Genomic DNA, 17,989 nt, shown 5'->3' on the forward strand with positions numbered 1-17,989 from the left:
TTGGAGAAAAGCGATGAGCCTACCCAGCCCTTCCCCCGAGTCGGTCGTGGTCGTCACCGGCGCCGCGTCCGGCATAGGCGCAGCGCTCGTCGCGGAATTCACGCGTGGGGGCTACGGCGTGATCGCTGTCGACATCGACGAGGAGAGGCTGGCCGACGTCGCCGCGAACGCCGCCCCCGCGGGAACTCCCGTTGTCACGATCGGCTGCGACCTCGCCGACGCGCAGCAGCGCAGAGCGCTGATCGAGCGCATCGCCGAGGACCCACGGCACTTGGTGGGGTTCTGCAACAACGCCGGGCTCTACACCACCGGGCGGTTCCACGAGCTGCCCTACGAACGCGAGAGCCGCGTGATGGCGGTCAACGCCGTGGCCCCCCACGAGCTCACCAGCGCAGTGCTCCCGGGAATGGTCGAGCGCGGGGAAGGCGCGATCCTCAACACGGCATCGATCGGTGCCAACTGCCCCCTCCCGCTCGCCACGTCCTACGGTGCCACCAAGGCCTTCCTGCACTCCTTCTCCCAGGCCCTGCACGTCGAGCTGTCGGGCACCGGTGTGTCGTGCACGTCGCTGCAGCCCGGCCCCACGTTGACCAAGTTGGTGACCGACACGGTCTCGAACCAGGATCGCCTCGCGCGTGCACGCCGGTCCAGGTTCTCCTCCGCCGAGGACTTCCTCTTTCTCTTCCGCGAGCCCGCGTTCGTCGCCCGCGCCGCCGTGCGCGCGATGCGACGCGGGGACCGGACAGTCGTCACCGGCCCCAAGTCCCGGTTCCTCTTCGCACCGACCATGCGCTACGCACCGCACGGGCTGTTCCTGCCCGTCGTACGCGAGGGCGTCACTCGAATCCTGCATTAGCACGCGGAGGCAACGGGAGACGCACCAGCGGCCGCGGCCGGCCGGTTCAGGACACAGGTTTCATCCAGCCATGCAGAAGGAAGTCTGAGGAACCCAGAAATGACAACAACCGCAGTTACTTACCGTTCGGAGGCTGCCGCCCCGTCATTCATGACGCCCGTCGGCAGCGCGCTGCGCCCGTTCGACCAGTCGTATCTCCTGGTGGAGAACCGCGGCCCGGCAGGACTGCGGACGAAGCTCTTGACCGAGCTCGTCGCCCTGCCTATACGCGGTGGCATCGATGCGACGGTACGAGTCGCCGAGCGACTGCCCGACGGTGTCCTGGACCGCCTGCCCTACGGTGTGGTCGATCACCTGGTCGGTGCGGCGCTGCGCACTCCCGACGACACCACCGTCGAGACCGTTGCGCTGACGCACTGTCGCGGCGAGCTCGTGAGGACGCCTTACTCCGTGCGCTCCGACGCGGCCACGCTGCTGCTGCACGGCGGTGCCTTCGTGTCCGGGGGGTTGCGCAGCCACCGCGGCGTGTCGGCGCGGCTGGCGACGACTACGTCGGCTCCGGTGCTCCAGGTGGCGTATCGCCAGTTCCCGCAGTGGTCGATCGCCGATGCCGCCGCCGACGCGGTCGAGGCCTACCGTTACCTGCTGGACCGCGGCTACGCGAGCGAAAAGATCGTCATCGCGGGCGATTCGGCCGGTGGCATGCTCGCATTGATCACCTGCCTGGCGATCGGGATGGGCGACCTTCCGCGTCCCGCGGGCGTGGTGGGGATCTCCCCCGTCGTGCACATCGACTGCGCCGGCATGGCGACACACCCCAACGCCCGCCGTGACCCGCTGCTCCCACGCAACCTCGTACCCTTCCTCGTGCACCGGTTCGTCGGTCGCCACCCGCAGCTCGATGCGCGGCTGCAGCCCGCGAACGCCGATCTCACCGCGCTGCCCCCCACCCTGCTGATCATCGGCTCCACCGAGTACGTCCTCGCCGATGTCGAGCACCTCGCGGAGCGTCTCGCCGATGCCTCGGTGCCCTGTCATCTGCAGGTCTGGGATCAGCAGCCGCACGCTGCGGAGGCTGCCGAGTGCCCTGGCCAGCGACCCGTTCTGGCCGACCCGGCGCCCACTGAGGTTCGCGCGCAGCGTCGCCGGCGGGCGCGGTCGCCCCGGCCCGCTTCCGCCCGGTCCCACCGGGCTGCCGGGCATAGGTGTCCTGCGGTCATACGCTCGGGACCCGTACGAGTACCTGCGCGAGTGCACCCGCCGCTACGGCGATGTCTTCCGGCTGCCGCTACCGGTCCACGACCTGGTCGTGGTCAACCACCCCGACCATGTCGCCCGGATCATGCTCGACCGCACCGGCGCCTACAGCATGATCGGACATCTGGGTGCGCCTGCTTCCCGCCTGGTGGGCGCGGCGGTGCCGTGGATGGAGGGCAAGGAGTTCCGCGAGCGACGCGGCTTGCTGACCCGATGTTCGGCCGACGCCACCTGGCTCAGATCGCGGATCAGATCACCGATGAGTTCGTCGCCCGGCTCGCGCGCTGGGACGCCGCCGCCGACACCGGAGAGGTGTTCGACCTGCAGCATGAGATCGCGAAGCTGACGCTACCGGCATTCCTGCGCGCGATGTACTCGACGTCCTTTTCCGACACCGAGCTCACCCAGATCAACGCCGACCTACACATGATCATCAGCACCTTCGCCACCGGGATGCTGCTCAAACCGCCGCCCAACCTGGTGCCGCGCCCCGGCCGGCGCAGCTTGCCGGGGGCTTTACGGCGCACGCAGGCACTCGCCGACCGCCTCATCGCCGAGCGCGAGGCGAATCCGATCGAAGGCACCGACCTGCTCCAACTCCTGCTCGACGCGCGCTACGAGGACGGATCCCGGCTCAGCCGCAAGGATCTGCGTGCCGAGCTGGGCGTCCTGACGACCGCCGGCTACGACACCGTGGTCGCCTCGCTCTCGTGGACCTTGGCGCTGCTGTGCCAGAACCCGGACGCGGCGCAGACGCTCTACACCGAGGTCGAAGCTCTCGGCGGTGCCGTCCCGGGGATCGATGACCTCGCTCGCCTGAGCTGGGCGAAGGCGTGCTTCGACGAGGGCCAGCGCCTTCAGGGGCATCCGTTGAACCATCGCTTCGCGATGCGCGACGACGTGATCGGCGGCTATCCGATCCCGAAGGGGACCATGGTCGGCGTCTCCCTGTACGCGCTGCAGCGCGACCCGCGCTGGTGGACAGACCCCAACAGCTACGACCCGAGCCGGTTCACCAACCCCGAAGTGGTCAACGCGCGGCCCAAACTCGCCTTCTTGCCCTTCGGCGCCGGACCGCACCACTGCATCGGCTTCGGCATGGCCTACATGAACGCCCAATTCCTGCTCGCGCTGATCTTCCAGCGCTACCGCCTCGAGACGCCTCCCGGATGGCAGCCGCGCCATGCCTGCAGCATGGTGACCACCGTGCAGGGCGGCGTCCCGGTCACCCTGACCCGGATCTGAAACGGAAGGAAGCACGCATGACGCGCGTATCGGTCGACCCGGAGATCTGCCAGGCCGCCGCCTTCTATGTGGGAACCGTCCCGGCGGTGTTCACGCTCGGACCGGACAGCATTGTCGCCCTGAACGCAGGGCAACGGCTGGATGCCGGTCCGATCGATGTCCCGCCCGAGTTGGTCGAGCTGGTTCGGACCGCGAGGGGCTACTGCCCGTCGGGCGCGATCGAAGTCAGCGAGGAGTGAGGAAACGGCACAGGCGAAGGCCATCGGAACCCCCGTCAAAGGCATCGAGATGAAACTGCTCGACCCGAGCGAGAACGGCATCGGTGAGATCGGCATCCGCGGCCACAACGTCATGAAGGGCTACTGGAACCGGCCAGACGCGACGTCCGCCGCGATCGACGACGAAGGGTGGTTCCGTACCGGCGACCTGGCCACGATCGACGAAGACGGCTATTACTTCATCGTCGACCGCAAGAAGGACATGATCATCCGCGGCGGGTACAACGTGTACCCCCGGGAAATCGAAGAAGTGCTCTACGAGCACCCGGCCGTGCGCGAAGTTGCCGTCGTCGGCATACCCGACGACATCCTCGGCGAGGAAGTCGGCGCCGCCGTCAGCCTGAAGACCGGCCAGGACGCAATCCGTCGATGGGGAACCGGCATCTGGTGTCGTCTTGTGCGCAACGCGCGCAGGATCGTTGTCGTGTGCACGCTCCGACTCGGCCTTGGTATCGATGCGAGCTTCGGGCGCGATGTTCGCGCTCACGTCGGCGGAACCAGCGTCCGTACCAATGTTCGGCTCGACCGCGGCGGACGGCTCGTGCGCACGCGACGATTCCGAACGGGCGAGAGCGAGCAGGGCGACCGTTGCCTGCGCCATGGATCCCTCGATGATGAGGGGCCACAGCCATGCTTCCTGTCCGGGGACGGTGGCCAGTTCTGCGAGATCGCGCAGGGCGGTGAAAGATAGCCGGAACGCGCCGGCGGCTATCAGTACGGTCATCAGTGTCGCAAGGAGTTGGGTAACACGAGCTCGGGCGTGCGCACGCAGCAGGATCGTGACACCGTGCACGGCGGCGAGCAGCGCGATCGGGGGCACCACGGCGACTGCTGCGGCCACGACCGGCAGCGACTGGGCATGCAGGAGAGCGTGAGTCGCATTGCCGGTGACGCTGACAGTGGCGGAGGTGGTGAGCGCGCACCAGAAGAAGATGTGCGCACGCTTGTCGTGTTTGGCGTCTGTGGCAGGGTGTGTCGTTGCGGACGAGTCGGCGCCGAACGGGATGGCGTTGATGTGGGTGGTTGGTGGCATGTTTGTCCTCAGGTGTGTCCGGAGAGCGATTCGCGGCGAACTATCGTTTTGCTGATCGATTGCTGAAGTGGCGAATTAGTTCGAGGTACGGCGTGGCGACACGCCGGATCGTCCTGGTTCTACCGATCGGTGGAGCGAGGTCGGCCGACAAGTCGCGTGGGGTGCCGCGCTTGTTCAAGGCACGGTCGAGGCTGCTGGCGGGAAAGCCGGTGAGCGTGCTGCAGGCAGCCAGAGAGTGACCGCTGAGATAGAGCTGCTCGGCTCACGCGACATCGCCTGCGGTCATGGGCTGGTATCGCCGCGGCGGCCTCCGGCGGGGCGCATGGGTGTGCCGCGCTCGCGGAGAGCGTCTCTGATCGTGCTGGCGGGAAAGCCCGTGAGCTTGCTGCAGCTGACGAGTGAGTGGCCCGCGAGGTAGAGGAGGTCGGCGTGGTCGATGTCGGCGGTAGTCATCGACTGATAGCGCCGGGGAACCTCGCGGTTGGTCAGCATGGTCAGGACTGCGGTTTTGGAGATCCCGTAGTGCGCTGCGAGCTGTGCGGTGGAGGTGCCATCCCGGTAGGCCTGGATGAGTTCCTCGACGGTCGTGGTGGTGAGGCGACGCTCGATTTTGCGTGGTTCGCGTGGGTGGTCCGCGCGTTGCTGTTTCCGGCGGCGTGGCAGTCCCGATGGCCGTCCGGCGTCGATTTTGGCGCGCGTGGTTTCGAGTTTCTGCAGGTCAGCGCGGTTTGAATAACGCCCAGCTAGGTCCACCAAGAAACGGCAGGTCAACGCATAGATTGCGATGGCCTGCCGTTTTTTGTGCGATATACGTGCAATATCGACGGCTGTCGTGGCGCTGATGAATGTCCGCGGGGGGCCGCGAAAACGGACATCGCGTTCAACATCATTCGCCGAACTCGGCTTCAGGAATGCCTCACAGGTGGCCACGACAATCAGCTGCCAACTCGGCATTTATTTCTCGGCTGTAGGTTCCCGGGATTCTGTTTCATCAGCTCGGAGGAGTTTTCGGGATGCAATTAACCACCCGGCACGCAGTGCGCACGGCAGTCGCGGGTTCGCTGATCATTGCGGCAACGGCACTCGGAAGCGGCGTTGCCCTGGCCGACCCTGCTGTGCCTGCAGCGACTCCCGCACGGGAGGTGGGGTACGGATGCCACCCGGCAATGTCCTTCGGCCTGGAATGCATCCTCGAATTGATCACCTCGGGCTCGTCGAGCGGATCATCCAAGTCCTGAGGTGGTGGTCGGCCCATTGTCAGGCGCGGGTGCTCTTGCTGTCGCGGCTGGGAGAGGTCCCCGCTACTAGCGAAAACGGCTCCGGAACCACTGGTTCCGGAGCTGACCCTGGGGCAGGCCAAGGAATCAACCAAACCAACCTCATTCTGGCGTGAGGAGAGGGCTGTGGTGCGCGCGTCGTCGCGCACCACACGCCCGGCGCGCTGTCCTGCATCGATTTTGGCGCGTGCAAATTCAAGTTTCCGCAGGCTGCGGCTACGGGGTGCTCACGTGTAGCACCGCCGACCCGTCTTTGATCGCGATGACGTTCACGACGAGGCCGTTCAGAGTGATGGTTCCCCCGGGGCCGGAGGTGGCCGTCATATTCATGGATCCCGTCGTCGCGGTGAGAGTGATCGCGTTTTCGCTGATCTGCTGCACCTGCAGGTTTTTGACCCCGGGATAGTTGACGACCGGAATGGCGGTCGGGCCGTCAACCTGAATCTCGCAGTTGCCGTCGGCGCACGCGTCGAGATTGGTCCCGTCGGTGGCCGGCGGCAAGGTGGCCGGAACAGTCACCGTGGTGGTGGTTGTCGTTGTAGTCGATGGTGTCGTCGTTCGGGCCGTCGTGACTGCCCGAGCGGTCGTCGTTTCCGCCGACACCGGGTACCCAGCTTTCTCCGAACCGCATCCGCCCGCGCCGCACACCGCAACGATCATCACCGCTCCCAGCCATGCCCTCGCCGAGGCATCCGACACCGCGGTCACTGGAACTCGCATACCGCCTCCCCACTCGCTGTCAGGCAGTGCTAGCTCGATGATGCGCGCAACCCTCGCATCCCCGCATAGAAAACAGTCGAATGCGATTGCACCGCAGTGATGTTGGTGCCACAACCGTCACCGGTGAGCCATCACTGCCACGAAATGAATAGCTGCGGTGAGTAATTCGAGGGCGTCAGCGCCATACGCCGATGAGTACCGCGATGATCAGCAGCTTCAGGAGCCAGTCGCCGGAATGAATGACGGCGAGTCGCCATGAGACGTTCTCCCAGATCACAGAGCCGGACAGCAGAATCGCCGGGAAGCCGAGCCAGAGTCCGAGGCCAAGCTTCGCCCCGTCGAACCACCCGTCGATCCCGATGGACGCCGCGAGTTCCGCCGCGACCACCGTCAACACGAGGTTGCGCAGTAGCGCGAGGCCCACCTTCCACGGTGGCGGAGTCCCGGCATCACCGGCCGCACTGCCCGCCTTGACCATCTGCTTGGTGAGGACCATGTAGTAGACCGGCGAACGGGCCGAAAATCATCGCGAAGGGCCATGTCGCATCCTTGCTGCCGGTTTCGGCGGTGTTCGTGGCGTGCGCGGAGGCCCGTTGAATCGAGGGGTTGAAAGGCGAGCTCAGACTTCGAATTGGAGCGTGTAGGCGTCGACGTATCGGACTGCCCGCTCTGGTGGGATCGGCTCTCCTGTGTCCGCATCGATGCAGCTTGCGTTGAACATCTGCTGTTCGGAGAGCGGGTGGACGACGCCCTCGTTGATGTACCAGCCGCGTACCTCTTTGATCGGGATGGATGTGCCGTTCGGCAGGGTGTGGCCGATCTCCGGAGTGAAGGTTCGCAGGATCAGGCTGGCTTCTTCTCCTCGCTCGAGTATTCGCAGAATTTCGTCTATCGCCGCTGGATGTTCGACAGAGTAGGTGCCGTCGTGAAGCTGTTCGATGGCGGTTGACCATCCGTTTCCCAAGGTCAGGATGTGTTGGGAGTTTCCGGCAGGTCGAATCAGCATGGTCAGGAAATCCGTCATTGCCTGTTGTCCTTTGCGATTGCTTGCCCAGGTTGTGAGTGGCGATGCTGCCGAACCGGCAGGTTGAGTCAAGGCATCCGGCGGTTTATGTTGCGTCAGAGGCCAATTCGTGGAGTTGCGAAGTCATTCGTGGCGCAGGTCGACGTGGATGCCTATCGCGGACCATGGCGGCGGGTCACACCTCGTTCGGTCAGCAACGCCAGGACCGCGGTCTTTGACACTCCGAACTGCTTGCCCCGTACTTCGGGGGCTGGCATCGTCCGGCGTCGCGCGCGATGCTGGAATGCGAAAGCTGTTGCTGCGAGCCTGAACACGGGGGCGTGATGTCGGGGCGAAGCTGGTTTGCCGTTGTCGCGGTTACTGCGGTGGCGTTGGTCGGGGGGTGCGGGACTTCGCAGGACTCGAGCAGGTCCGCGCCGACGACTGCACGAACCAGCCAGGTCGCGACCACGACGACGACCATGACCACGACTACGGCGCCACCACCACCGGTGTTGAACCGTCGCGGGGAGGATGGCCGGGTTGTTCAGCAGAGCGGCCTTGTGGGTTCGGGGAACCTGCACATCATCAACGACAACAGCGCGGACTGCGCGATAGTGGTGACGAACGGCAACCCTTCGACACCACAGGCGACGATCTATGTATGGGGCAATTCCGAGGCGACGCTCAGTGGAATCGCAGGCACCTACTTCGTCTACATGAAGACCGGTACGGACTGGGACGAGGGCACGCTCGAATTCACCCGCAATCGCAGATTCGAGAAGTTCGATGACCCGTTCGACGAGCAAACCGACTGGGACCTCTCCCTGAAACCGTCGGTCACCGGCAACGCCACCACAAGCGACGTTCCCGCATTCTGATCCGAGCGTGCGAGCTCACGTGGAAGGGCGCTGCGGGACCTTCATCGGCGATGTTTCGAAAATCGGCAATGAAAGTTGGTCTGATATGCCGATTTTGGGTGTTTCGCGGCACAAACCAGGACGGAAGTGCCGCTACTATTCAGCCTCGGTTGAGATCTTTCATTGGTTTGCCAGGTCGATTCCCGGCCTCGGCCGAACACTTTGCGTGCGGCTTTTCGAACACGAGGTGAAGCGAGCGCGCGGATCGGAATCCGATGTGCTCTCCTGTACGGCCCGCTCCACGAAGAGTCTCTTCGAACAGGACCATCGACCGGTTCGCGGTGACGACCCCGATGATGACGGTCTGCGCGATCGCCGCGGTCGCGGTCCTGGTGTGGCATGTCTTCGCGCTGCCGATGAGCAACCCGTACTACGGAATCTTCAGCTGCGACCTCGACCTCCAGGTCTACCGGGCGGGAGGGCAGGCGCTGCTGGAGCGGACTCCGCTGTATGGCGGGCCGATCGTGTGGGAGATGGAGTTCACCTACACCCCGTTCGCGGCGCTGGTGTTCGTACCGCTCGCGCTGGTCGGTGTGATGACGGCCAAGGTGCTCTGGTGGATCGCGATCATGGTCGCCCTGATCGCCTTGGTCGCCCGCTGCTTGCTGGTGCTGCGTTATGAGAACACCGCGCGCACCTGGGTTTTCGCGGCGGTACTCGCCGTGGTGTGCACCGCGCTGGAGCCGGTGCGCTCGACCATCTGGCTGGGTCAGATCAATGTCCTTCTAGTGCTGTTGATCGTGTGGGATCTGACCCGCCCGGCAGATGCCCGGCTGCGCGGGATCGGTGTCGGACTCGCGGCGGGTATCAAGCTGACGCCCGCGTTCTTTCTGCTGTACCTGGCCTGCACCCGGCAGTGGCGCACGCTCGGCATCGCGGCCGCGACCTTCGCGGCGACCATCGGGATCGGATTTCTGACCCGGCCGCGTGACGCCTGGGCCTACTGGGGTGCGCAGGTCACGTCCTCCGGGCGGGTGGGGGCGGTCGATTCGCCCGGCAATCAATCGATCAATGGCTCTGTCGCACAACTACTTCGGTTCTTCGACGCCGACGGATTCATGGTCGGGACGGTGTATACGCCGCCGATGTGGATGTGGCTGGCGGCCGCGATACCGGTTATCGCGCTCGGGCTGTACTCCGCCACACTGGCCTATCGGTCGGGCCGGGTGCTGCTGGCGATCACGGTGGCCGGTATGACGTCGGCGTGTGCGTCGCCGTTCTCATGGGGGCATCACTGGGTGTGGTTCATGCCGCTGTTCATTCTCGCGATTCACCATGCGTGCACCACCATCGATCGCACGCGCTGGGTGGCGCTGGCGGTCGTGCTGGCGGTGAGCTTCTGCTGGTGGTGGAACTACCCCGACCGGCCGCCACTGGCCGAGTCGCCGCACCCGATCGGCATCGGTCTGTTCATGTTGCCGCGCGACGACATTCCGGACTGGTGGTCCTATCTCGCGGTGCCCGTGTACGCGGGGTGCTATCCGATGCTGCTCATTGCGACCGCGATCTATGTGATCGTGCGGCGTCGTGACCTCCTCTCACCTCCGGACGCCGAGCCCGGAGCGCATGTCGATTTCGGCACAGTCGATCTCGAATCTCACGAACCTCTCCTTGATCGGAGCTATCAGTGACACTGTCCATTTCGCTCGACGTCGCGCGGGAATGGACCCCGGCGGAAGACGCCACTACCGCGGAATCATCGGCACCTCGGCTCGCCGGATCGACATCCAGGTTCTCGCGCTTTGTTCTACTCGGCGGCATCGTCCTGACCGCGGCACTCTTCGCCTCCGGTGCGTGGCAACGCCGCTGGATCGCGGACGACGGACTGATCGTGCTGCGCACGGTGCGAAATCTGTTGGCGGGCAACGGACCCGTCTTCAATATGAACGAGCGGGTCGAGACCAACACCAGTACGGCCTGGACCTATGTCGTGTGGTTCTTCAGCTGGCTGACGGGGCTGCGGCTCGAATACGTGGTGCTCGGTATCTCGCTCACCCTGTCGGTAGTGGCGATCGTCATCGCCATGGTGGGTGCGGCACGGCTATGGGGCGGAACGCGATCAGCGCTGCTGATTCCGGCCGGGGCGCTCGTCTATATCGCCCTGCCGCCGGCGCGCGATTACGCCAGCTCCGGATTGGAGAGCTGTCTGGTCCTGTTCTGGTTGGCGGTGCTGTGGTGGTCGATGATTCGATGGTCACAAGCGCAAATAGTGCGGCCCACAGCGTTTTTCGCGCTGGCGTGCTGGGCCGGGCTGGCTCCGCTCATTCGCCCGGAGTTGGCCATGGTGGGAGCGCTCGCCCTGCTGATGCTGGTGTGTGCTCCGGTTCCCTCGACTCGATTGCGGCCGTGGGTGTTTCGCGGAGCGGCGGTTGCGGTCGCGGGGCTCGTGCCCGGCTCGTATCAGATCTGGCGGATGGGCTACTACGGTCTGCCCTATCCCAATACCGCGGTCGCCAAGGAAGCCAGCGGCGCCAAATGGAAGCAGGGGTTCCTCTACCTCCAGGATCTGGCCGGGCCCTACTGGCTGTGGGTGCCGCTCGTGGTGCTCGCGATGTGGGCCGGTGTGGTGCTGTGGGAGCAACGGACACCCGGTTCGGCTGCCGATCCCGCAGTCGTGGGTTCGGTGGTGACAGACCGGAAAAGGCTACTGCTCAATAAGATTCACCAATTCAGTCGATGGTTGCACAGTCCGGCCGCCGTGGTGACCCTCATGGTCGGCTCCGGAGTGCTGCTCACCGTCTATGAGCTCCGGGTCGGCGGGGACTTCATGCACGGCCGCATGCTCCTGCCACAGCTGTTCTGCCTCCTGATGCCGGTGATGGTCCTGCCCATCCGATTGGTCGCTGAGGCGGCGAGTCACGAACGGCCCAGTCTCGATTGGCCTTTCGCGATTGTCCTGGTCGCATTCCTCGGCACGATCGGCTGGGCGTGGTTCGCGGCCGAGACCACCGCCATCACCTCCGGCACCACGATCCGGGCCAGCGGCATTGTGGACGAGCGCATCTACTACGTGCTCTATAGCGGTCACGACCATCCCATCCGCGCCGAGGACTACCTGGACTTCCCGCGCATGCGGCCCCTGGTTCGCGATATCGCGCAAACCCCGAACGGTGGGCTCGTGATCAACCTGCCCGACCAAACCTATTGGTATGTCATCCCCCCGCCGGAGCCCGTACCCGCAGGCGGCATCGGCCACACCGTCTTCTTCCTGAACCTCGGCATGTCGAGCATGAACGTGCCCCTGAACGTACGAGTCCTCGACCCGGTCGGTCTGGCGTATCCGATTGCGGCGCACACCGATCGGCTCACCGACGGCCGCATCGGCCATGACAAGAACCTTGACGCGAGCTGGGTGGTAGCCGACACCGGCGTCGTCGCCCTGCACCCGTGGATGGCCGCCCATATCAGGGAGGCCCAGGTCGAGCAGGCCCGAACCGCCCTGTCCTGCCCCGCCACCCAGGACCTCATCGCCTCCACCCGAGCCCCCCTGACCTTTAGCCGCTTCCGTCACAACATCGTCCAGGCCTTCGGATTCGCGAGCACCCGCATCGAGCGCATAGCCAAATACGACCTGCGACGCTGCGGACTCCCCGAACCCCTCCCACCCGCTCCGGTCGAACCGCGATGAGGGCCGGTAATTGATGTGGGTATGGATGGATTGGGCGTCATGGCTCACCTGGTGCCGTGAGACGGGTGGCCACGAATCCGATGTGGTGGCTGGTACCGATGGCTCGCCAGGTCGATGCATTACCCGGCCCGGGTTCCGTGGGGAAGGGATGTAAGTCCTCACGGCGGCCTCGTGCCTCGATTTCCTCGTCTCCCCAGGTCAGTCCGGGGGTGAACTCGGGCTGGTCGGCGATCACTCCACAGATGTCGAAAAATCGGGCATGACGTTCGTTCTTGCCGTATTTCATGACCAGCCAGGCATTGTCGGCGGTGTAGCGAAGTTGCGGTGGAGGACTGAATCCTCCGCCTGATGCCTGTCGCGGGAAGGCTATGGCATAGTCGCCGAAAGATAGAGTCCTGCTGAACTTTTCGTCCAGCCGCCTTAGTACGGTGCGCCAGAGGGTCACTTCACTGCGCTCTATTCGCGTGATCACCTTGGGTGGGATGCGCCGGAGATCCTGTGGAAATCCGCCTCCCGCAACCGTTATCGATTTCCACCCATCAATGTGCGGGAGGTGCAGGAGTGCCCGCCGGGCTATTCTGGCCTCGAGTAGGGCGTCGTCCTCGTCGGCGACGGTACCGAGATCGACAACGAGGTGAATGGAGTCCGGCGATTTCCCCAGGGCGTGAACTGCACGCTCGACTCGCCACGGCAGGCTGGATGCGTCATCGCCGGAGAGGTCCGCTTCGGTGAGACGAAGACAGATCGGTTGATGACAAGCTCGTCGCACAGCCGCCCCAACCTCGTTCAGCACCTGTTCGGGATCCGACAGTCGTATCGCGGGTATCACCGCCATCTGTGCATCGGCGCAGTCGTCGACCAGATACGCAGTGGGATCCCAGCTTTCAGTGCCAGGCAGGCCATGTGCGTCGACCATGAGATCGAATCGGGGCCTCCAGTGGCGTCGTAAACGATCCAACGACTCTTCGAATCTCCGCCTGACGCATGGGATCCTTCAGTCCAACGAATTGGACATTGGCCATATTTGTCACAAACAAGGCACTCTGGGTCGGCGGCTTCGTCATGTTCGAACCCGACATTCCGCACCCGTTCACCATCGAAGCTGGCCCGGTACTACGGGCAGTGGTGATTGCCGAGCCGAGTGTGACTACGGGGTACTCACGTGAAGCACCGCCGACCCGTCTTTGATCGCGATGACCTTCACGACGAGGCCGTTCAGAGTGATGGTTCCCCCGGGGCCGGAGGTGGCCGTCATGTTCATGGATCCTGTCGTCGCGGTGAGAGTGATCGCGTTTTCGCTGATCTGCTGCACCTGCAGGTTTTTGACCCCGGGATAGTTGACGACCGGAATGGCGGTCGGGCCGTCAACTCGAATCTCGCAGTTGCCGTCGGCGCACGCATCGAGATCGGTCCCGTCGGCAGCCGGCGGCAAGGTGGCCGGAACAGTCTCCGTGGTGGTGGTTGTCGTTGTAGTCGGCGGTGTCGTCGTTCGGACCGTCGTGACTGTCCGAGCGGTCGTCGTTTCCGCCGACACCGGGTACCCGGCCTTCTCCGAACCGCATCCGCCCGCGCCGCACACCGCAACGATCATCACCGCCGCTCCCAGCCATGCCCTTGCCGAGGCATCCGACACCGCGGTCACTGGAACTCGCATACCGCCTCTCCACTCGTTGTCAGGCAGTGCTAGCTCGATGATGCGCGCAACCCTCGCATCCCCGCATAGAAAACAGCCGAACGTGATTGCGCCGCAGTGATGTTGGTGCCGCAACCGTCACCGGTGAGCCATCACCGTTCTGGTCGTGTTGCGTGCTCGCTGAGTGTATGAGGGCTGGCGGTGCGAACTGATTGGTGCAGTGCCTCGATGATCACCGTGGCTGCGGTGTGGGTCATCATCGAGCAGGCAGGGTTTCAGGCGATGTCGTGAATGTTGTGCTGCCGCAACTCGGGTGCGTGGCGTGCGACGGTTGCGAAGTCGTTGTCGTCGTGCAGCACAGTCAATCCGTGGTGCGCGGCGGTCGCGGCGATGATGAGATCGATCGCTGAGGCGCTGCGGTGTTCGCCTGCCCGCGACATCCGGTACTGCGTCGTTGCGACCCATCGATCGCGTCGAACCACGTGTGCTGCAATTTCTCGTTCGGCAGCAGTCGAACCAGGGCCGAGGTGTCGAGCAGGTAGATCACCGGGCCTTCTCCTCCTCGTGCCGACGAGCAGCTTCGTCGATCGCCCCCCAGTTCCGTGCTCGCTCGAAGTGCTGGGCGATGCGAGTGGCACGCTCCTGCTTCTCCGCGTAGAACCGCAGGGCCAGGTTCACCGCGTCCTTTTTCGTTTTCGCTTTCGATAGAGCCATCACGCGCTGTAGAGCGTCGTCGTCGAGGTCGATCTGCGTGACTGTCATGGCAAGCCTCCACCTATGATCCGGCCTATGAGGGAGTGCTGCGCGTAGCGGGTGTGGATGCGGCGGCGAGGTCTTTGATGAGGTCGGTTTCGGCGGAGCGGCGCCAGATCAGGGCCCAGCGGGCGGGCGGGACTTCGGGCATGGGGATGTAGGTGACGTCGGGTCTGGAGTAGTAGCGGGCGGCGTGGGCGTGGACCGGGGTGATGGCCTTGCCTGCGGCTACGAGCAGGATGAGGTCTTGGAAGTTGGCTGCTTGGGCTACGCGGGGGATGCGGCGGCCGCTGGGGGTGAAGTAGGGGACGGCGGCGGCGGTCCAGTAGTCGGGGGGCGAGTTCACCGGGTCTATCGGGGGTACTCCGAAGACGCCGTAGTCGGCCAGATCCTCGTAGGAGGCCGATTCTCGTTGTGCCAGTGGATGATCCGCGCCGACGAGCAGCATGAACGGTTCTTCGTGCAGGGTCGGGCCCACCACCAGATCGGGTTCCTCGATGGGCAGCCAGCTCACCAGTGCGTCGATGTCGTCGCCGCGCAACGCGCCGAAGGGGTTGCCGAAATGGACGTGTTCGACGTGCACGGTGCAGTCGGGATGCCGGGACTGGAAGGTGTTCAACAGCGGGCGGATATCGTCGAGGTTGCTGCTGGTGATTCCCAGCCGCAGTATGCCTGCCTCGCCGTAGCGGGCGGCGCGGGCCGCGCGGCCCAGGCTGGCCCGCAGGTCGCGATAGTTGGCCTGGAGGTCGTCCCGCAGCCGTAGCCCGATCGGTGTCAAAGTCACGGTGCGACTGGTTCGTTCGAAGAGTTTGCCGCCGATACGGCGTTCCAGTTTCCCGATCACCTGGCTGACTCGCGCCTGCGAGAGGTGCAATCGTTCGGCGGTCCGACCGAAATGCAGCTCCGCGGACAACATCAGGAAGATCTCGATGTCGCGCAAATCCAGATCGCGCAGGTCCATGCGGTCTTCCTATCAATCACGGTGGCTTAACGCATCATACGCAGTTCCTCGTTGATCAATTCGGGCCGCGAACCGAGGCTGAGAACATGCCAACGATTCCATGGATGACGGTTCGCACTCCCACCACCCCCGAGGTGCAATGCATGGCCTCCCGCCTCGAGGTGAACTCGTGGCGCCACGCTCCCGGGTTCCTGCTCGCATCGCTGTCGTTGTGGTGGCAGGCCCGCCGCTCGCCGGGAGTGCTCGGGCTGACCCTGAAGGCGGAAATGCTGAAAGGCGTCTTCTGGACCTACTCGGTATGGGACGACAAAGCGGCGATCTACACCTACGCGCGTTCCGAGCCGCACCGCTCGACCGTGGTCCGCAAGCGAAAAGTCATGCGGGACGCGACTTTCGTGTTCTTCACCGCACCGGCGGATGAGTTGCGCCTGTCCTGGGACGAGATCAGCCGCCGACTCGCCGAGCAACGCGGCTCGGCCACACCCGATCGCGCGGCATGAAAAGCACCCGTGACTTCGCCCGCCATCCCGGCACCTGGCTCCCAGCCCTGCTCGTCACGCTGATCCTGGCGGTCGCGCTGCCCGCGGTCTACCTCGGCGGCACCCTCGATCCGAGCGGGAACCTGCGCGGGCTGCCGGTCGCCATGGTCGTTGAGCCGCAGACCACCGACGGTGTGGGTGTCGCCGACAAAGTCGGTGCGGCCATCATCTGGGGCGTCGACCATGAGGCAATCGAGCTCATTCCGATGTCCGCCGAACGAGAACGCGAGCAGATGGAGAGCGGCAAGCTCTTCGGAGCCGTTCGCATACCCGCCGATTTCAATGCCGAGGTCGCCCGGCTCGCCGGGGGAGCGCCGGGTCCCGCCACGCACGCGGTGATCCATCTCGACACCAATCCGGCTGCCGGGACCATGAGCGCCGGGTTGTTCACCGGATACCTGACGCCCGTAATCAGCGCGGTGGCAGCGGGATTGGGTGCCGAGTTGCCGCAGCAGGTGCCGAACGCGGCCGCCGCTACCGCATTGGCCAACCCCTTCTCGGTCGTGACCGCACCGCTGACCGCACTACCCGCGCATACCGGGTTGGGAACCGGTGTCTTCTACTATGCGATGGTCTTGGTTCTCCTCGGATTCGTCGGCGCCTCGGTGATCCATCCGGTGGTGGACTCCGCCAGCGGGTTTCAGCCCACCGAGTTCGGGCCGAGGGTGCGACGCCGCGACTACACCCCTCTGTCCCGCCTGCACATGATGATCGTCAAATGGTGTGTCGCGCTGATCGCGGTGCCCCCGAGCGCCGGACTGGTCCAGTGGGTGGCGACCCGGGTCCTGGACATGCCGGTCGCCTCCCCGCGGCAGCTGTATCTGTTCTCCGCCACCACGATTGCCGCCGTCGTCCTCGGCGCCCTCACGGTCTTCGCAATCTTCGGTTCGCTCGCTCCGCTGATCAACATGTTCTTCTTCGTCGCCATGGCCATGACATCCTCGGCGGGCACGATTCCGATCGAAGCGACCCCCGCGTTCTTTCACATCCTCGCGAAATTCGAACCGATGCGGCCGATCGTGACAGGGCTGCGCTCGATCCTCTATTTCCATTCGGCACCGAGTTCGGGATTGCATGCGGCGTGGCTCCAGGTATCGATCGGTAGCGTGGTCGCCGTCCTCGCCGGTGCGGCGATCACCGCCCTCTACGACCGAAATCCCTCTTTCAGCCGACACGCCCCGAAACAGCTGCCGCCCGGGTGACCGGCCTATGCGCCGTGAGGTTTGGTGATGGCGTCGCGTGCCCGGTCGAGCATGGCGGCGAATGGACCGGCGATCAGGTTCGCACCCACGGATTCGACACCCGCGTGCGGGCGGGTGGGCGCCAACGCTTCGGCGATCTCGACCGCGCGGCGCATGGCGTGCAACTGGCTGGGCGCCAGCTCGGTCCGCAATCGCGAGAACTCGTCGTTCTCTTCGTGTTCCGCATGGTCGAGGACATCGTCGCGCAGCTGGGTCAGCTTCTTCTCGAATTCCGCGGAGTCGACATCGAGGGACTCGAGTTCGGCCAGTGCGGTTTTGGCCTCGTTCTCTTCGTGCAAGCGGGCGTCGATCACGGCGGCGCCATTGTCGAGCTCGCGGCGGGCGCGGGGATGGATGATTTCCTCTTCGGCGGTTTCGTGGACCGCGAGCAGACGGCGCAGCGTGTAGAACTTGGCTTCCCGCTCGCCGGTGTCGGCCGCTTCGAGGGTTTCGGCGAATAACGTACGGATCTGCTGGTGTTGCTCGGCCAGTAGCCCGACCGCATCGCCGATGCTCGCGAGCTCCGTGGTGGCGTGGCCGTGGCTGGCCAGCCCGCCCTTGCGGGCCTGTTCCACGGTGTCCTCACGGTTTCCGAATTGTCCGGGATTATTGGGATCTGGCATCAGGACTCACTCCTTGATCGTT

Annotated in this window: 18 protein-coding genes and 4 pseudogenes; 11 read left to right on the forward strand and 11 right to left on the reverse strand. The window is 64.8% G+C overall.

Going from position 1 to position 17,989, the window contains the following annotated elements; all coding sequences use genetic code 11:
• Positions 1-13 precede the first annotated feature (13 nt).
• The 6 genes and pseudogenes from AB0N05_RS09120 to AB0N05_RS09145 form a co-directional block, all read left to right on the forward strand.
• Positions 14-856, forward strand: a complete 843-nt coding sequence (locus tag AB0N05_RS09120) for an SDR family NAD(P)-dependent oxidoreductase (protein ID WP_364689743.1) — start codon at positions 14-16, stop codon at positions 854-856.
• Between the two features lie 150 nt (positions 857-1,006).
• Positions 1,007-1,912 (forward strand): annotated as a pseudogene (locus AB0N05_RS09125) (alpha/beta hydrolase); the annotation flags it as partial.
• Positions 1,875-2,459, forward strand: coding sequence for a cytochrome P450 (locus tag AB0N05_RS09130; RefSeq protein ID WP_364692229.1), 585 nt, complete (start codon positions 1,875-1,877; stop codon positions 2,457-2,459). The pseudogene AB0N05_RS09125 and the gene AB0N05_RS09130, both read left to right, overlap by 38 nt.
• Positions 2,393-3,358: pseudogene (locus AB0N05_RS09135) on the forward strand (cytochrome P450); the annotation flags it as partial. The gene AB0N05_RS09130 and the pseudogene AB0N05_RS09135, both read left to right, overlap by 67 nt.
• A gap of 17 nt (positions 3,359-3,375) precedes the next feature.
• Complete coding sequence (locus AB0N05_RS09140) at positions 3,376-3,597, forward strand: ferredoxin (protein WP_364689746.1); 222 nt, start codon at positions 3,376-3,378, stop codon at positions 3,595-3,597.
• Positions 3,598-3,616: 19 nt separating this feature from the next.
• Positions 3,617-3,982, forward strand: a pseudogene (locus tag AB0N05_RS09145) (long-chain fatty acid--CoA ligase); the annotation flags it as partial.
• Positions 3,983-4,192: 210 nt separating this feature from the next.
• Here AB0N05_RS09145 and AB0N05_RS09150 read toward each other — a convergent pair.
• From AB0N05_RS09150 to AB0N05_RS09170, 5 genes and pseudogenes are all read right to left on the reverse strand, one after another.
• A pseudogene (locus tag AB0N05_RS09150) lies at positions 4,193-4,669 on the reverse strand (DUF2637 domain-containing protein); the annotation flags it as partial.
• A gap of 282 nt (positions 4,670-4,951) precedes the next feature.
• Positions 4,952-5,623 carry a hypothetical protein gene (locus tag AB0N05_RS09155; RefSeq protein ID WP_364689748.1) on the reverse strand — a complete coding sequence of 224 codons (672 nt, stop codon included), beginning with the start codon at positions 5,621-5,623 and terminating at the stop codon, positions 4,952-4,954.
• 539 nt (positions 5,624-6,162) lie between these two features.
• Positions 6,163-6,666 carry a hypothetical protein gene (locus AB0N05_RS09160; RefSeq protein WP_364689751.1) on the reverse strand — a complete coding sequence of 168 codons (504 nt, stop codon included), beginning with the start codon at positions 6,664-6,666 and terminating at the stop codon, positions 6,163-6,165.
• A gap of 175 nt (positions 6,667-6,841) precedes the next feature.
• Positions 6,842-7,162: a DUF1761 domain-containing protein gene (locus AB0N05_RS09165; protein ID WP_364689754.1), complete on the reverse strand. Its 321-nt coding sequence runs from the start codon at positions 7,160-7,162 to the stop codon at positions 6,842-6,844.
• A gap of 123 nt (positions 7,163-7,285) precedes the next feature.
• Positions 7,286-7,690: a hypothetical protein gene (locus AB0N05_RS09170; RefSeq protein ID WP_364689757.1), complete on the reverse strand. Its 405-nt coding sequence runs from the start codon at positions 7,688-7,690 to the stop codon at positions 7,286-7,288.
• 461 nt (positions 7,691-8,151) lie between these two features.
• Here AB0N05_RS09170 and AB0N05_RS09175 point away from each other — a divergent pair, with 461 nt between their 5' ends.
• The 3 genes from AB0N05_RS09175 (at position 8,152) to zomB (ending at position 12,217) form a co-directional block, all read left to right on the forward strand.
• Positions 8,152-8,550, forward strand: coding sequence for a hypothetical protein (locus AB0N05_RS09175; protein WP_364689760.1), 399 nt, complete (start codon positions 8,152-8,154; stop codon positions 8,548-8,550).
• Between the two features lie 320 nt (positions 8,551-8,870).
• The gene (locus tag AB0N05_RS09180; protein ID WP_364689763.1) at positions 8,871-10,220 is read left to right on the forward strand and encodes a glycosyltransferase 87 family protein; all 1,350 of its coding nucleotides are present in this window, start codon (positions 8,871-8,873) and stop codon (positions 10,218-10,220) included.
• Positions 10,217-12,217: a flagellar motor control protein ZomB gene (zomB, locus tag AB0N05_RS09185; RefSeq protein WP_364689766.1), complete on the forward strand. Its 2,001-nt coding sequence runs from the start codon at positions 10,217-10,219 to the stop codon at positions 12,215-12,217. Before AB0N05_RS09180 ends, zomB begins: the two co-directional genes overlap by 4 nt.
• 37 nt (positions 12,218-12,254) lie before the next feature.
• Here the strand turns inward: zomB and AB0N05_RS09190 are convergent, their stop codons facing one another.
• From AB0N05_RS09190 to AB0N05_RS09210, 5 genes are all read right to left on the reverse strand, one after another.
• On the reverse strand, positions 12,255-13,208 hold the full coding sequence (locus AB0N05_RS09190) for a hypothetical protein (protein ID WP_364692232.1): 954 nt from the start codon (positions 13,206-13,208) through the stop codon (positions 12,255-12,257).
• Between the two features lie 156 nt (positions 13,209-13,364).
• Positions 13,365-13,871 carry a hypothetical protein gene (locus AB0N05_RS09195; RefSeq protein ID WP_364689769.1) on the reverse strand — a complete coding sequence of 169 codons (507 nt, stop codon included), beginning with the start codon at positions 13,869-13,871 and terminating at the stop codon, positions 13,365-13,367.
• Positions 13,872-14,125: 254 nt separating this feature from the next.
• Positions 14,126-14,290: a PIN domain-containing protein gene (locus AB0N05_RS09200; protein WP_364689772.1), complete on the reverse strand. Its 165-nt coding sequence runs from the start codon at positions 14,288-14,290 to the stop codon at positions 14,126-14,128.
• 103 nt (positions 14,291-14,393) lie between these two features.
• Positions 14,394-14,612 (reverse strand): type II toxin-antitoxin system VapB family antitoxin, encoded by a 219-nt coding sequence (locus AB0N05_RS09205; RefSeq protein ID WP_364689776.1) that lies wholly within the window; start codon positions 14,610-14,612, stop codon positions 14,394-14,396.
• A 25-nt stretch (positions 14,613-14,637) separates the two neighbouring features.
• A complete protein-coding gene (locus tag AB0N05_RS09210; protein ID WP_364689778.1) occupies positions 14,638-15,564 on the reverse strand; it encodes a LysR family transcriptional regulator in 927 nt (308 codons plus the stop codon).
• Between the two features lie 104 nt (positions 15,565-15,668).
• On the opposite strand from AB0N05_RS09210, the gene AB0N05_RS09215 reads away from it, so the two are divergent.
• Positions 15,669-16,064 carry a hypothetical protein gene (locus tag AB0N05_RS09215; RefSeq protein WP_364689781.1) on the forward strand — a complete coding sequence of 132 codons (396 nt, stop codon included), beginning with the start codon at positions 15,669-15,671 and terminating at the stop codon, positions 16,062-16,064.
• Entirely contained in the window at positions 16,061-17,305 is a 1,245-nt protein-coding gene (locus tag AB0N05_RS09220; RefSeq protein ID WP_364689784.1) for an ABC transporter permease, read from the forward strand. Before AB0N05_RS09215 ends, AB0N05_RS09220 begins: the two co-directional genes overlap by 4 nt.
• Positions 17,306-17,310: 5 nt before the next feature.
• Here AB0N05_RS09220 and AB0N05_RS09225 read toward each other — a convergent pair whose 3' ends face one another.
• The gene (locus AB0N05_RS09225; protein ID WP_364689787.1) at positions 17,311-17,967 is read right to left on the reverse strand and encodes a hemerythrin domain-containing protein; all 657 of its coding nucleotides are present in this window, start codon (positions 17,965-17,967) and stop codon (positions 17,311-17,313) included.
• Positions 17,968-17,989: the final 22 nt, after the last annotated feature.

The sequence above is a fragment of the Nocardia sp. NPDC051030 genome (genome assembly GCF_040683015.1).
Lineage (GTDB): Bacteria > Actinomycetota > Actinomycetes > Mycobacteriales > Mycobacteriaceae > Nocardia.

Excerpts from the sequence above, each read along its gene's own strand:
- AB0N05_RS09120 (WP_364689743.1), top strand. The coding sequence starts at position 14 with ATGAGCCTACCCAGCCCTTCCCCCGAGTCGGTCGTGGTCGTCACCGGC.
- AB0N05_RS09130 (WP_364692229.1), top strand. The coding sequence starts at position 1,875 with ATGCCTCGGTGCCCTGTCATCTGCAGGTCTGGGATCAGCAGCCGCACG.
- AB0N05_RS09140 (WP_364689746.1), top strand. The coding sequence starts at position 3,376 with ATGACGCGCGTATCGGTCGACCCGGAGATCTGCCAGGCCGCCGCCTTC.
- AB0N05_RS09155 (WP_364689748.1), bottom strand. The coding sequence starts at position 5,623 with ATGCCGAGTTGGCAGCTGATTGTCGTGGCCACCTGTGAGGCATTCCTG.
- AB0N05_RS09160 (WP_364689751.1), bottom strand. The coding sequence starts at position 6,666 with ATGCGAGTTCCAGTGACCGCGGTGTCGGATGCCTCGGCGAGGGCATGG.
- AB0N05_RS09165 (WP_364689754.1), bottom strand. The coding sequence starts at position 7,162 with ATGGTCCTCACCAAGCAGATGGTCAAGGCGGGCAGTGCGGCCGGTGAT.
- AB0N05_RS09170 (WP_364689757.1), bottom strand. The coding sequence starts at position 7,690 with ATGACGGATTTCCTGACCATGCTGATTCGACCTGCCGGAAACTCCCAA.
- AB0N05_RS09175 (WP_364689760.1), top strand. The coding sequence starts at position 8,152 with ATGACCACGACTACGGCGCCACCACCACCGGTGTTGAACCGTCGCGGG.
- AB0N05_RS09195 (WP_364689769.1), bottom strand. The coding sequence starts at position 13,871 with ATGCGAGTTCCAGTGACCGCGGTGTCGGATGCCTCGGCAAGGGCATGG.
- AB0N05_RS09200 (WP_364689772.1), bottom strand. The coding sequence starts at position 14,290 with ATGTCGCGGGCAGGCGAACACCGCAGCGCCTCAGCGATCGATCTCATC.
- AB0N05_RS09205 (WP_364689776.1), bottom strand. The coding sequence starts at position 14,612 with ATGACAGTCACGCAGATCGACCTCGACGACGACGCTCTACAGCGCGTG.
- AB0N05_RS09210 (WP_364689778.1), bottom strand. The coding sequence starts at position 15,564 with ATGGACCTGCGCGATCTGGATTTGCGCGACATCGAGATCTTCCTGATG.
- AB0N05_RS09215 (WP_364689781.1), top strand. The coding sequence starts at position 15,669 with ATGACGGTTCGCACTCCCACCACCCCCGAGGTGCAATGCATGGCCTCC.
- AB0N05_RS09220 (WP_364689784.1), top strand. The coding sequence starts at position 16,061 with ATGAAAAGCACCCGTGACTTCGCCCGCCATCCCGGCACCTGGCTCCCA.
- AB0N05_RS09225 (WP_364689787.1), bottom strand. The coding sequence starts at position 17,967 with ATGCCAGATCCCAATAATCCCGGACAATTCGGAAACCGTGAGGACACC.